At 44.3% G+C, this 13,470-nt stretch carries 12 protein-coding genes; 8 read left to right on the forward strand and 4 right to left on the reverse strand.

The annotated features are described in order from the left end of the window. Positions 1-7: 7 nt before the first annotated feature. The 3 genes from WA279_RS00330 to ytrH form a co-directional block, all read right to left on the reverse strand. Positions 8-199 carry a hypothetical protein gene (locus tag WA279_RS00330; RefSeq protein WP_003229407.1) on the reverse strand — a complete coding sequence of 64 codons (192 nt, stop codon included), beginning with the start codon at positions 197-199 and terminating at the stop codon, positions 8-10. A 101-nt stretch (positions 200-300) separates the two neighbouring features. Beyond that, on the reverse strand, positions 301-804 hold the full coding sequence (gene ytrI, locus WA279_RS00335) for a sporulation membrane protein YtrI (RefSeq protein ID WP_015251473.1): 504 nt from the start codon (positions 802-804) through the stop codon (positions 301-303). Beyond that, a complete protein-coding gene (ytrH, locus tag WA279_RS00340) occupies positions 801-1,142 on the reverse strand; it encodes a sporulation membrane protein YtrH (protein WP_003229410.1) in 342 nt (113 codons plus the stop codon). Before ytrH ends, ytrI begins: the two co-directional genes overlap by 4 nt. Before the next feature lie 139 nt (positions 1,143-1,281). On the opposite strand from ytrH, the gene dnaE reads away from it, so the two are divergent. From dnaE to WA279_RS00375, 7 genes are all read left to right on the forward strand, one after another. Then, positions 1,282-4,629, forward strand: a complete 3,348-nt coding sequence (dnaE, locus tag WA279_RS00345) for a DNA polymerase III subunit alpha (RefSeq protein WP_336153808.1) — start codon at positions 1,282-1,284, stop codon at positions 4,627-4,629. A 136-nt stretch (positions 4,630-4,765) separates the two neighbouring features. Beyond that, the gene (maeB, locus tag WA279_RS00350) at positions 4,766-5,998 is read left to right on the forward strand and encodes an NADP-dependent malic enzyme (RefSeq protein ID WP_014664951.1); all 1,233 of its coding nucleotides are present in this window, start codon (positions 4,766-4,768) and stop codon (positions 5,996-5,998) included. A gap of 334 nt (positions 5,999-6,332) precedes the next feature. Continuing rightward, entirely contained in the window at positions 6,333-7,205 is an 873-nt protein-coding gene (gene accD / locus WA279_RS00355; protein ID WP_003223544.1) for an acetyl-CoA carboxylase, carboxyltransferase subunit beta, read from the forward strand. After that, the gene (gene accA / locus WA279_RS00360) at positions 7,190-8,167 is read left to right on the forward strand and encodes an acetyl-CoA carboxylase carboxyl transferase subunit alpha (RefSeq protein WP_336153809.1); all 978 of its coding nucleotides are present in this window, start codon (positions 7,190-7,192) and stop codon (positions 8,165-8,167) included. Before accD ends, accA begins: the two co-directional genes overlap by 16 nt. A 183-nt stretch (positions 8,168-8,350) precedes the next feature. Beyond that, positions 8,351-9,310 carry a 6-phosphofructokinase gene (gene pfkA / locus WA279_RS00365; protein WP_336153810.1) on the forward strand — a complete coding sequence of 320 codons (960 nt, stop codon included), beginning with the start codon at positions 8,351-8,353 and terminating at the stop codon, positions 9,308-9,310. A gap of 42 nt (positions 9,311-9,352) precedes the next feature. Then, positions 9,353-11,110 carry a pyruvate kinase gene (pyk, locus tag WA279_RS00370; RefSeq protein WP_336153812.1) on the forward strand — a complete coding sequence of 586 codons (1,758 nt, stop codon included), beginning with the start codon at positions 9,353-9,355 and terminating at the stop codon, positions 11,108-11,110. 92 nt (positions 11,111-11,202) lie between these two features. Beyond that, a complete protein-coding gene (locus tag WA279_RS00375) occupies positions 11,203-11,586 on the forward strand; it encodes an FxsA family protein (protein ID WP_015251477.1) in 384 nt (127 codons plus the stop codon). 32 nt (positions 11,587-11,618) lie between these two features. Here the strand turns inward: WA279_RS00375 and ytvI are convergent, their stop codons facing one another. Beyond that, positions 11,619-12,734 carry a sporulation integral membrane protein YtvI gene (ytvI, locus tag WA279_RS00380; RefSeq protein ID WP_336153813.1) on the reverse strand — a complete coding sequence of 372 codons (1,116 nt, stop codon included), beginning with the start codon at positions 12,732-12,734 and terminating at the stop codon, positions 11,619-11,621. Between the two features lie 96 nt (positions 12,735-12,830). Here ytvI and WA279_RS00385 point away from each other — a divergent pair, with 96 nt between their 5' ends. Further along, complete coding sequence (locus tag WA279_RS00385; protein ID WP_336153815.1) at positions 12,831-13,295, forward strand: DUF441 domain-containing protein; 465 nt, start codon at positions 12,831-12,833, stop codon at positions 13,293-13,295. The last annotated feature ends 175 nt before the right edge of the window (positions 13,296-13,470 follow it).

Here is a 13,470-nt window from a genome sequence, read left to right on the forward strand (position 1 = left end):
CTCTCTCTTAGTGTTCATCTGTGACGGGGATGAACCAGCAGCCGAAATCAGTAAGGTCCTCGTAGACTTGGAGATTGTGTGATTGAAGTTCTTTTTTGATGAGGGAAGCGAGTGAGTTTGTTTCGGCATATGCAGAAAAACCTTGTCTGAGACGGGCTGCTTGATCTTTTGCTAACTGACGGTCACTGTAAACCTCCATTTCCCTTCCTCCTTCCTTTCGCCATTAAGCCTCACATATAGTTTATAAAAAAGAATGGGAAAAAGCGACAGAAGTTTGGAGAATTTAAAAAAAATCCATAATTATGTGGCGAAAGATATTTCAAGTTCCACTGTCAGCCTCGTATAAATAATCAATTCTCTGACGGTTGCCTCGTATTTTTTTTCATTGATCATATAGACTTTATTTTCAATTGTCCGCTTCAAGAGATCCTTTGTTTGATAGACGCTCTCTATGTCTTTTGTAATCACCTCTGAAATATCATCCTTTACATGCTCCTCGAATTTCGTTTTATCCGGCTGTGATATTTTATATTTATCCCCATTCAGCAATTTGACGCTGACGCTTTGAATCAGCAGTTTTCTTTTATTATCTTCATTCAGTTTATGGAGGTCTTCCTGATAGATCGAAATTTGATTGTTCAAGTCTTTAACATGCTCTTTTTGCTTTTCGATGAGGCTGACTTGCTCCTCTTGGAATGTTCCGTAAGTAAACAGGAAAAAGAACCAGCTAATTGCGGCTCCGCACATCATTCCCGCGAAAAAACGCTGCCATCCCGGTTTTTTGTAATGCTGGGGGACCCTCATGAAGAAAGATGCTCCTGGGTCAGCCATGATATAATAAGCCAGCCGCTTTGCGCGCCTCCCATGGCCGAAATAATTAAAAGAAGCTGTTTAAAGATATCTCTCGTATTGCCTTCGAGTATGCCGCGTTCAAAGCTGTATACCGCATCAAAGGTGCCTCCGATAGCTGCGACAAGCGCCCATATTTTTAACCGGTTGGCAAGCTTTGTAATGGCTGTAAGCGGGGGTTCGCCTGCCAAATATGCTCCGAGCCCTCCAATGAGTGCGCCCCCGATCAGCACCCCTAACGCAATGAAGTAGCTATTGATAAAATTCACCATAAATCCTGCTTCCTGATCCATCTTTATCACCTCACCTTTTATATCATATTGAGCTTTCAGGACAAGTATGATGATGAGTCAAAAAAGAACATTTGTTTCTTTTGGAAACCGGCCTTATAATGAGGGAAGAAATGAATCGTAATGAGAAAGAGGTGATAGCATGTCTTTTGTTCACCTGCAAGTGCATAGCGGGTATAGCCTGCTAAACAGCGCCGCGGCTGTGGAAGAGCTCGTCAGTGAAGCTGACAGGCTCGGATATGCGTCTTTGGCGCTGACAGATGATCATGTCATGTACGGAGCTATTCAATTTTATAAAGCTTGCAAGGCGAGAGGGATCAACCCAATAATCGGTTTGACGGCTTCTGTTTTTACAGATGACAGCGAACTTGAAGCATACCCGCTCGTCCTGCTGGCAAAATCAAATACAGGCTATCAAAACCTGCTGAAAATCAGCAGCGTTCTGCAATCTAAATCAAAAGGCGGACTGAAGCCGAAATGGCTTCACAGTTATCGAGAAGGGATTATCGCAATAACGCCCGGCGAAAAAGGATATATTGAAACGCTTCTTGAAGGAGGGCTGTTCGAACAGGCTGCTCAAGCCTCGCTGGAATTTCAGTCTATATTCGGAAAGGGAGCTTTTTATTTCTCCTATCAGCCTTTTAAAGGGAATCAAGTCTTGTCTGAGCAGATTCTAAAGCTGTCAGAAGAAACGGGTATCCCTGTTACGGCCACAGGCGATGTGCATTACATAAGGAAGGAAGATAAGGCTGCCTACCGTTGTTTGAAAGCGATTAAAGCGGGGGAAAAACTGACGGATGCACCCGCTGAAGATTTGCCTGATCTCGATTTGAAACCACTCGAAGAAATGCAAAACATTTATCGAGAGCATCCCAGGGCACTGCAAGCTTCTGTAGAGATCGCGGAACAATGCCGGGTTGACGTCAGTCTCGGGCAGACCCGTCTACCGTCTTTTCCGACCCCAGACGGAACGTCCGCTGATGATTATTTAACGGATATCTGTATGGAGGGACTCCGCAGCCGTTTCGGCAAGCCTAATGAACGATACCTTCGCCGTCTTCAATATGAGCTTGATGTCATCAAGCGGATGAAGTTCAGCGATTACTTTCTGATCGTGTGGGATTTTATGAAGCACGCCCATGAAAAAGGGATTGTTACAGGACCAGGAAGGGGTTCTGCGGCAGGTTCTCTTGTCGCATATGTGCTGTATATCACAGATGTTGACCCGATTAAGCATCACCTTCTGTTTGAAAGATTTTTAAATCCCGAGCGCGTCAGCATGCCGGATATTGATATTGACTTTCCCGATACTAGAAGGGATGAAGTCATTCAATATGTTCAGCAGAAATACGGTGCAATGCACGTCGCACAGATTATCACCTTTGGAACACTTGCGGCAAAGGCGGCGCTCCGGGACGTCGGCAGAGTATTCGGCGTCAGCCCGAAGGAGGCAGATCAGCTTGCAAAACTCATTCCTTCAAGACCGGGAATGACGCTGGATGAAGCGAGACAGCAGTCACCGCAGCTGGATAAGCGGCTTCGGGAGTCAAGCCTGCTTCAGCAAGTCTATTCAATTGCCCGGAAAATAGAAGGGCTGCCAAGGCATGCATCAACCCACGCAGCGGGCGTTGTCCTGAGTGAAGAACCGTTAACAGATGTTGTTCCGCTTCAAGAAGGGCATGAAGGGATCTATTTAACGCAATACGCGATGGACCATCTTGAAGACTTAGGCCTTTTGAAAATGGATTTCTTAGGTTTGAGGAACCTGACACTTATTGAATCCATCACTTCAATGATTGAAAAAGAAGAAAATATTAAAATAGATCTTTCAAGTATTTCCTACAGCGATGACAAAACGTTCTCCTTGCTGTCAAAAGGGGATACGACAGGCATTTTCCAGCTTGAATCTGCAGGGATGAGAAGCGTCTTGAAACGGCTAAAACCTTCGGGCCTAGAAGATATTGTGGCGGTCAATGCACTGTATCGGCCGGGTCCGATGGAAAATATTCCGTTATTTATCGACCGTAAACACGGCCGGGCGCCTGTTCATTATCCTCATGAAGATTTAAGGAGCATTTTGGAAGATACATATGGCGTCATTGTGTATCAGGAACAAATTATGATGATTGCTTCCCGTATGGCAGGGTTTTCTTTAGGCGAAGCGGACCTATTGAGAAGGGCGGTCAGCAAAAAGAAAAAAGAAATCCTGGACAGAGAGCGAAGCCATTTTGTTGAAGGGTGCTTAAAAAAGGAGTATTCTGTAGACACTGCAAATGAGGTCTACGATTTAATCGTCAAATTCGCAAACTATGGCTTTAACCGAAGCCATGCGGTGGCATACAGCATGATCGGGTGCCAGCTTGCGTATTTGAAAGCTCATTATCCGTTATATTTTATGTGCGGATTGCTGACAAGCGTCATTGGCAATGAGGATAAAATCTCTCAATATCTTTACGAAGCAAAGGGGAGCGGGATTCGTATCCTTCCTCCGTCAGTGAATAAAAGCAGTTTTCCGTTTACAGTTGAAAACGGATCTGTCAGATACAGCCTCCGCGCAATAAAAAGTGTAGGCGTCTCAGCAGTCAAAGATATATATAAAGCAAGAAAAGAGAAACCATTTGAAGATCTTTTCGATTTCTGCTTTCGCGTGCCGTCAAAAAGCGTAAATCGCAAAATGCTTGAAGCACTTATCTTTTCTGGTGCGATGGACGAATTCGGCCAAAACCGGGCCACGCTGCTCGCATCCATTGATGTTGCTTTGGAACATGCTGAGCTATTCGCCGCGGACGATGACCAAATGGGATTGTTTTTAGATGAATCGTTTTCAATTAAGCCGAAGTATGTGGAAACGGAAGAGCTTCCGCTAGTGGATTTACTTGCATTTGAAAAGGAAACGCTCGGCATTTATTTTTCAAATCATCCCCTCTCCGCCTTCCGAAAACAGCTCACTGCGCAAGGAGCGGTCTCCATTCTGCAGGCTCAACGGGCAGTCAAAAGGCAGCTTTCACTAGGCGTTCTGCTGTCGAAGATCAAAACGATTCGGACGAAAACAGGTCAAAACATGGCGTTTTTAACGCTCAGTGATGAAACCGGCGAGATAGAAGCCGTAGTCTTCCCTGAACAATTCAGACAGCTTTCTCCCGTTTTAAGAGAAGGCGCTCTTTTGTTCACAGCGGGGAAATGTGAAGTTAGACAAGATAAGATCCAATTCATCATGTCCCGGGCAGAATTATTAGAAAATATGGATGCAGAAAAAGCGCCTTCGGTTTATATAAAAATAGAAAGCAGTCAGCACAGCCAGGAGATCCTGGCAAAGATTAAGCGCATTTTGCTGGAGCATAAAGGGGAAACAGGCGTTTATCTCTATTATGAAAGGCAAAAACAGACGATTAAGCTACCTGAGTCGTTCCATATCAATGCAGATCACCAGGTGTTATATCGCTTAAAAGAGCTGTTGGGTCAAAAAAACGTCGTTTTAAAACAGTGGTAACGATTCGCTTTTTGTTATACAATTGGAGCAATTATGTGATCCTGTTTAAATATTCAGATAGATTTACTCCGCAGAATGCAGCAATCAACGCAGCAGTATACGAATCAAAAAATATCCATAAGGAGTGTTTAGGAGAATGTCATTAAGAGAAGAAGCATTACACCTGCATAAAGTCAACCAGGGGAAACTGGAGTCTAAATCAAAAGTAGAGGTCAGAAATGCGAAAGATCTAAGCCTCGCGTATTCTCCGGGTGTTGCAGAACCGTGTAAGGATATTCATGAAGACATTAACAAAGTATATGATTATACAATGAAGGGGAATATGGTAGCAGTTGTAACTGACGGTACAGCTGTGCTTGGCCTTGGAAACATCGGCCCTGAAGCGGCGCTTCCTGTTATGGAAGGGAAAGCAGTTCTTTTCAAAAGCTTTGCGGGCGTAGATGCGTTCCCGATTGCTTTAAACACAAACGATGTTGATAAAATCGTTGAAACTGTAAAATTGCTGGAACCGACATTTGGCGGCGTCAACCTTGAAGATATTGCAGCGCCAAACTGCTTTATCATTGAAGAGCGCCTCAAAAAAGAAACAAACATCCCGGTTTTCCATGATGATCAGCACGGTACTGCCATTGTAACCGTAGCAGGTCTTGTGAACGCGCTGAAACTGTCTGGAAAATCCATGTCATCCATTAAAGTTGTCGCAAACGGGGCGGGTGCGGCTGGCATTGCGATTATCAAGCTTCTTCATCATTATGGCGTTCGCGACATTGTGATGTGCGATTCCAAAGGGGCCATTTATGAAGGGCGCCCGAACGGCATGAACGATGTCAAAAATGAAGTGGCGAAGTTCACGAACCAAGATCGCAAAGACGGTTCTCTGAAAGATGTCATCGTTGATGCTGACGTATTTATCGGTGTCTCTGTAGCAGGCGCGTTAACAAAAGAAATGGTTCAAAGCATGGCAAAAGATCCAATTATCTTTGCAATGGCAAATCCAAATCCGGAAATCATGCCGGAAGATGCGCGTGAAGCCGGAGCAAGCGTTATCGGAACTGGCCGTTCTGACTTCCCGAACCAAGTAAACAATGTTCTTGCATTCCCTGGTATTTTCCGCGGAGCACTTGATGTGCGTGCCACTCATATTAACGAGGAAATGAAAATCGCAGCGGTTGAAGCCATTGCTTCACTGGTTTCAGAAGATGAGCTTAGCGCAGATTATGTCATCCCTGCACCGTTTGATAAACGTGTTGCGCCTGCTGTTGCGAAGGCTGTGGCAAAAGCTGCGATGGAAACAGGTGTTGCAAGAATCACTGTTGACCCTGAGGAAGTCGCAGAAAAAACAAGAAAACTTACGATTATTGGTGAATAATTTTAATTCATTCCAAAAATGGCAGCGCGTTGGCGGAGACCGGCGCGCTGTTCTCAAGTTAAACTGACGGCTGAAATTTTTTTAGGGGGCTAGCCTTAAAAAAATTTCAGCCGGGTTTAACATTATTTTTGAATGCGCTGTCAACCTTGTCGTTTCAAGACCTTATCTGATTTCATACAAGCCTTTCCGAGCACGTCATCGAATAAAAAGTTGTCGAATTGAGGATGACAGCGTTTGACAAAAAAAGTACAATAGTTTCGGTAAAGTTATTAGCAAGTCTATCTGTTTGATGACATGCGGTGAAGAGAACCCTTCACAAAAGGGAGGTAATCATTTGTTAAAGGATATATTCACGAAAAAGAAAAAGTATGCTTCCGTACCGTCTGATCAAGCGAAGCACGATGTTCCGGAAGGCATTATGACAAAATGTCCTAAGTGTAAAAAAATCATGCTCACTAAAGAGTTGGATAAAAATATGCGGGTATGCATGAACTGCGATTATCATTTCCCAATGAACGCAAAACAGCGTATCGAAAGCTTGATGGATGAACAATCCTTTGAGGAATTCAATCAGGGAATGCTCTCGGAAAATCCGCTTGGTTTCCCGGGATATCTGGAAAAGCTTGAAAAAGATCGCGAGAAAACATCCTTAAACGAGGCTGTTGTGACAGGCAAAGGCACCATCGGCGGACACCCGGCTGTTGTCGCCGTCATGGACTCTTCATTCAGAATGGGCAGCATGGGTTCAGTCGTCGGTGAAAAAATCACGCTTGCGATTGAAAAAGCAAAAGCTGATAAAGTTCCGTTTATTATTTTTACGGCTTCAGGCGGCGCTAGAATGCAGGAAGGCGTATTAAGTTTGATGCAGATGGCTAAGACAAGCTCTGCGTTAAAACTGTTCAGTGAAGAACAGGGTCTTATTATTTCAGTAATGACGCATCCGACTACCGGGGGCGTATCAGCAAGCTTTGCATCCCTTGGAGATTACAATTTCGCTGAACCTGGCGCGCTGATCGGTTTTGCCGGAAGACGGATTATTGAACAGACAATAGGAGAAAAACTGCCTGAGGACTTCCAAACGGCTGAATTTTTATTAAAACATGGACAGCTTGATGCGGTTATTCATCGCGACGATATGAAAAAAACGTTAGAAAATCTGCTGGATATGCATCAAACAGGAGGTGACATTGAGTGGCTCCAAGATTAGAATTTGAAAAACCGGTGATTGAACTGCAAACCAAAATCGCCGAACTAAAAAAATTCACCCAAGATTCCGATATGGATCTAAGTGCGGAAATCGAACGGCTCGAAGACCGTCTCGCTAAGCTTCAGGATGATATTTACAAAAATCTGAAGCCATGGGACCGGGTTCAAATTGCGCGTCTGGCGGACCGTCCGACAACTCTTGATTATATCGAACACCTGTTTACCGACTTTTTTGAATGTCACGGAGACAGAGCGTACGGGGACGATGAAGCCATTGTTGGCGGTATTGCGAAGTTCCACGGCCTCCCTATAACGGTAATCGGGCATCAGCGCGGCAAAGACACGAAGGAAAACCTGGTCCGCAATTTTGGGATGCCGCATCCTGAAGGCTACAGAAAAGCGCTTCGTCTGATGAAACAGGCTGACAAATTTAACAGACCGATTATCTGTTTTATTGATACGAAGGGGGCATACCCTGGACGAGCAGCTGAAGAAAGAGGACAAAGTGAAGCTATTGCCAAAAACCTGTTTGAGATGGCCGGCCTTCGAGTGCCTGTTATCTGCATCGTCATCGGTGAAGGCGGAAGCGGCGGAGCCCTTGGTCTGGGTGTAGGCAATCACTTGCATATGCTGGAAAACTCTACTTATTCTGTTATTTCTCCGGAAGGTGCCGCGGCACTTTTATGGAAGGACTCCAGTCTTGCTAAAAAAGCAGCAGAAACAATGAAAATCACTGCGCCGGATTTAAAAGAATTAGGTATTATAGATCATATGATTAAAGAAGTAAAAGGCGGAGCGCACCATGATGTGAAGCTGCAGGCAAGCTATATGGACGAAACCCTTAAACAATCGTTAAAAACTTTGCTGAAGCTGAGCGAAGAAGAATTAGTTCAGCAGCGCTATGAAAAATATAAAGCAATTGGCAAAGTCTCGGTTGAAGATCAATATATCGGGGTAAACTAAATAAACGTGAAGCCTTTGGCTCACGTTTATTTTTTGTGACATTCCTTAAATTTTATTTAAAAACAATTTATTTAATTGTATAATAGGTAAGGTTTCATAGGGAGGATGGAGATCCCTTTTCATTGTTTTTAGGGCAATGATCATGTTATGTTTAATCATATATGTTGCTGAGGTGAATGGAGAATGAAACGTATAGGGGTATTAACGAGCGGCGGGGATTCCCCGGGAATGAACGCAGCAGTTCGCGCAGTAGTCAGAAAAGCGATCTATCATGACGTTGAAATTTACGGTATTTACAACGGATACGCGGGATTGATCAGCGGAAAGATTGAAAAGCTTGAACTCGGATCAGTAGGCGATATTATACATCGTGGAGGAACTAAGCTTTATACGGCAAGATGTCCTGAATTCAAAACAGTTGAAGGTCGTGAAAAAGGGATAGCTAACTTGAAGAAGCTAGGTATTGAAGGCCTTGTTGTTATCGGCGGAGACGGTTCGTATATGGGTGCGAAAAAATTAACGGAACACGGGTTTCCATGTGTAGGTGTACCGGGTACAATTGATAATGACATTCCGGGCACTGATTTTACAATCGGTTTCGATACAGCTTTAAATACAGTAATTGACGCAATTGATAAGATTCGCGATACAGCGACTTCTCATGAACGTACATATGTAATCGAAGTAATGGGCCGTCATGCCGGCGATATCGCATTGTGGGCCGGTCTTGCAGGGGGCGCGGAATCGATCTTAATCCCTGAGGCAGACTATGACATGCACGAAATCATTGCCCGCTTAAAACGCGGCCACGAACGCGGCAAGAAGCACAGTATTATTATTGTTGCCGAAGGTGTAGGCAGCGGTGTTGAATTCGGGAAACGCATCGAAGAAGAAACAAATCTTGAAACTAGGGTATCTGTATTGGGCCATATCCAGCGCGGAGGTTCTCCGAGTGCTGCTGACCGTGTGTTAGCAAGCCGTCTCGGCGCATATGCAGTTGAACTGCTGCTTGAAGGAAAAGGCGGACGCTGTGTAGGTATACAAAACAATAAGCTTGTAGACCATGATATTATAGAAATACTGGAGACAAAACACACAGTTGAGCAAAACATGTATCAGCTTTCAAAAGAACTGTCTATCTAATGTACAGCTGAAGGCTGAAGATTTCAGAAGGAAGTGAACCAAATGAGAAAAACTAAAATTGTTTGTACCATCGGTCCGGCAAGTGAAAGTATTGAAATGCTTACGAAATTAATGGAGTCAGGAATGAACGTGGCTCGATTAAACTTTTCTCACGGAGATTTTGAGGAACACGGTGCAAGAATTAAAAATATCCGCGAAGCAAGTAAAAAACTTGGCAAGAACGTTGGAATTCTGCTTGATACAAAAGGTCCTGAAATCCGCACACATACAATGGAAAACGGCGGTATTGAGCTTGAAACAGGCAAAGAGCTCATTATTTCAATGGACGAGGTTGTAGGAACAACAGATAAAATTTCAGTGACATATGAAGGTTTAGTCCATGACGTTGAACAAGGTTCAACGATTCTGTTAGATGACGGCCTTATCGGTCTTGAGGTACTTGATGTAGATGCCGCTAAACGCGAAATCAAAACAAAAGTATTAAACAACGGAACACTCAAAAATAAAAAAGGTGTTAACGTACCGGGCGTAAGTGTCAATCTTCCGGGTATTACTGAAAAGGATGCGCGAGACATCGTTTTCGGTATTGAGCAAGGAGTAGACTTCATCGCACCATCTTTCATTCGACGTTCTACGGATGTGCTCGAAATCCGTGAGCTTCTTGAAGAGCACAACGCTCAGGATATTCAAATCATCCCTAAAATCGAAAACCAGGAGGGCGTTGACAACATCGATGCGATTCTCGAAGTGTCTGACGGCTTAATGGTGGCACGCGGAGACTTAGGTGTGGAAATTCCAGCTGAAGAAGTGCCACTTGTGCAAAAAGAACTGATCAAAAAATGCAACGCGCTGGGCAAACCTGTTATTACAGCGACACAAATGCTTGACAGCATGCAGCGCAACCCGCGTCCGACTCGTGCGGAAGCAAGTGACGTTGCAAACGCGATCTTCGACGGAACAGATGCGATCATGCTATCTGGTGAAACTGCTGCCGGAAGCTATCCGGTTGAAGCAGTTCAAACAATGCATAACATCGCCTCCCGTTCTGAAGAAGCTTTAAATTATAAAGAAATTCTCTCAAAACGCAGAGATCAAGTGGGCATGACAATTACAGACGCAATTGGACAATCTGTCGCGCATACGGCGATTAACCTGAATGCTGCTGCGATCGTAACGCCGACAGAAAGCGGCCATACAGCACGTATGATTGCAAAATACCGTCCGCAGGCTCCGATTGTTGCGGTTACTGTAAATGACTCTATTTCCAGAAAGCTTGCCCTCGTATCTGGCGTATTCGCGGAAAGCGGCCAAAATGCGAGCTCAACAGATGAGATGCTTGAGGATGCTGTCCAAAAATCATTGAACAGCGGAATTGTAAAACACGGCGATCTTATCGTTATTACAGCAGGCACTGTCGGTGAGTCCGGCACTACAAACTTAATGAAGGTTCATACTGTCGGCGATATCATCGCTAAAGGCCAAGGCATTGGACGCAAATCAGCTTACGGTCCGGTTGTCGTTGCACAAAATGCAAAAGAAGCTGAGCGAAAAATGACTGACGGTGCGGTACTTGTTACCAAAAGCACTGACCGTGATATGATTGCATCCCTTGAAAAAGCGTCTGCTCTCATTACAGAAGAAGGCGGCTTGACTAGCCATGCTGCGGTAGTCGGATTAAGCCTTGGCATCCCGGTTATCGTGGGTCTGGAAAATGCGACATCTATTTTGACAGATGGCCAGGATATTACAGTTGACGCTTCCAGAGGCGCAGTCTATCAAGGCCGTGCGAGCGTTCTTTAATTACAGGTGAAAATGGAAGGGGAATCCCTTCCTTTTCTCTTTATCATGCCTTTTGTTGAACAGAACGTGTTACACGTGTGGGGGGCTTGGATATGAGATTTTTGTTTTTGCTTTTTATTGTGTTTCCGGCAATAGAAATCGGCATATTCCTATTTTTAGGCAAGCTGATTGGCATTTTACCGACAGTTCTATTCATGATTCTGACTGGCATTATCGGCGCAGCAGCTGCAAAAAAACAAGGAACCGAAGTGTATTATAAGGTTCAGCGTGATCTTCAATATGGCAAAATGCCGGGGGAAGCGATTGCTGACGGTCTGTGCATTTTCATTGGCGGTCTATTGCTGATGCTTCCGGGCTTTTTATCAGATTTGGCCGGCGCCTGTCTTCTTATCCCGTTTACCCGCGGCTGGTGTAAGCCGATTCTGTTCAAATGGCTGAGAGGAATGTCGAAGAATAAGCGGATCATCATCAAATAAAAAACGGCAGCCATGAAAAAACGGCTGCCGTTTTATTTTTGCTGAACGGTGATATAGGACCATATTTCTTTTAATGCGCCTGTTGTGATGAAAGCTTGGATGATGACGAGTACAGCCGGTCCAGCAATCAGTCCTAAAAACCCGAATAATTTAAAGCCGGCAAACAGGGCGATGAGTGTTGCCAGCGGATCGATCCCGATAGATTTACTTAGTATCTTGGGCTCTGTCAGCTGCCGCTGAATAAGAACGACGAGGTACAGGATACCAATTCCGATCGCTTGGGGCAGCTGGCCCGTAATCGATAAATACAAAATCCAGGGCACAAATACGGAGCCGGCACCTAAGTAAGGGAGAAGATCTACAAGCCCGATTAAAAAAGCAATTGTTGCGGCGTGTTCAACCTTTAAGAGAGAAAGGCCGATAAATACAATCACCATCGTGATGAAAACGAGGACGGCTTGTGCTTTGATAAAACCAGTCATTGCTTTTTTTAATTCGCTGCTGATTGCTTTGCTGTTAGCTGTCACACGATCCGGCAGAATTAAAACAAGCATGGCTTTCAGCTTGTGCCAATCCTTTGTCATAAAAAAGGTTGCCAGAAGAGAAAAAATCAGAACCGCCGCCGTATTGGGAAGAAGAGTGAAAAATCTCGGGATCATCTCTAGAATGTGGGACAGCAGGAGCCCGGCATTTTTAGCGGCAGAATCACCGAGTGTCTGGATATGAGTGACGATGGAAGCCTGCTGGTTCGTTTCCAATTCTTGAAACAAAAGAGTTAACTCGTTATAGAGCGGCTGAATATGTGTTGTAAACAATTTTTCGCAATATGAAATAAACGTGCTGATATGCGGAGGCAGCGTTTTTGCTAGATAGGCTGTTCCCGTTACGATTTCGGCTACCAGAATGGTAAGGACGCCGAAGGCTGCGAGCAGAAAAAAAGCAAGAACGCTCAGAACATTTATCGTTCGGGGGAATCCTGTCACTTTGTCCAAATAATCGACAACAGGATGAATCACTGATGAAAGAATAAGGGCGATCAGGAACGGATAAGTTAACGGAAACGAATAATAGGCCGCAGCTATCGACCCTGCGGTCATTGATATGACAAAGAGGGTTCTGAAAAAAATAGTGATATAAGATTGATTCACGAAAACGGTCCTCCTCTCGTCAGCATGTCCTATTTTTTATATGTATTCACGCTGTTGCTGAATATGAATACATTCATCTTAAAGGAGGGATGGCATGTGTTTACACAAGCGAATTTATTTTTAATTTTACTCTTGGCTATCGCACTTATCGCAAAAAACCAATCATTGCTCTTTGCTGTATCCGTCCTTTTGATCATCAAAATGGTTGGGCTTGATCAGAAATTATTTCCGACCATCCAGTCAAAAGGCATTAACTGGGGTGTGACCATTATTACCATCGCCGTTCTTGTCCCGATTGCCACGGGAGAAATCGGATTTAAGCAGCTTGGAGAAGCAATGCGGTCTTCCTACGCATGGATCGCCCTTGGAGCGGGGATCGCAGTGGCGCTGATTGCAAAAAACGGCCTGACCCTGCTTGAAAATGATCCGCATATTACAACTGCTCTCGTGATCGGGACCATTCTTGCAGTCGCGCTTTTTGGAGGAGTTGCGGTGGGACCGCTGATCGGAGCGGGGATTGCTTATTTAGCCATGCAGATCGTAAAACTGTTCACTTCATAAAAAAAAAGCGGCCTTAAAGCCGCTTTTTTTTGTATGCAAAAACCCGCAAATAAAGGCGTTTTTTCGGGGAAATCACAGAATGAAAAAAAAAATTATAGGTAAACATTTAACAAATGTCTGATTATTGTTTATAATGAGAATAGGCTTAAACTTAAATAAGCTTATAAGAATTTGT

The sequence above is a fragment of the Bacillus sp. 204(2023) genome, from assembly GCF_037027505.1.
GTDB classification, from domain to species: domain Bacteria; phylum Bacillota; class Bacilli; order Bacillales; family Bacillaceae; genus Bacillus; species Bacillus subtilis.

What these genes read in the sequence shown, in the direction of transcription:
- WA279_RS00330 (WP_003229407.1), bottom strand. Translation starts at nt 199, where the DNA reads ATGGAGGTTTACAGTGACCGTCAGTTAGCAAAAGATCAAGCAGCCCGT.
- ytrI (WP_015251473.1), bottom strand. Translation starts at nt 804, where the DNA reads ATGAGGGTCCCCCAGCATTACAAAAAACCGGGATGGCAGCGTTTTTTC.
- ytrH (WP_003229410.1), bottom strand. Translation starts at nt 1,142, where the DNA reads ATGGATCAGGAAGCAGGATTTATGGTGAATTTTATCAATAGCTACTTC.
- dnaE (WP_336153808.1), top strand. Translation starts at nt 1,282, where the DNA reads ATGTCTTTTGTTCACCTGCAAGTGCATAGCGGGTATAGCCTGCTAAAC.
- maeB (WP_014664951.1), top strand. Translation starts at nt 4,766, where the DNA reads ATGTCATTAAGAGAAGAAGCATTACACCTGCATAAAGTCAACCAGGGG.
- pfkA (WP_336153810.1), top strand. Translation starts at nt 8,351, where the DNA reads ATGAAACGTATAGGGGTATTAACGAGCGGCGGGGATTCCCCGGGAATG.
- pyk (WP_336153812.1), top strand. Translation starts at nt 9,353, where the DNA reads ATGAGAAAAACTAAAATTGTTTGTACCATCGGTCCGGCAAGTGAAAGT.
- WA279_RS00375 (WP_015251477.1), top strand. Translation starts at nt 11,203, where the DNA reads ATGAGATTTTTGTTTTTGCTTTTTATTGTGTTTCCGGCAATAGAAATC.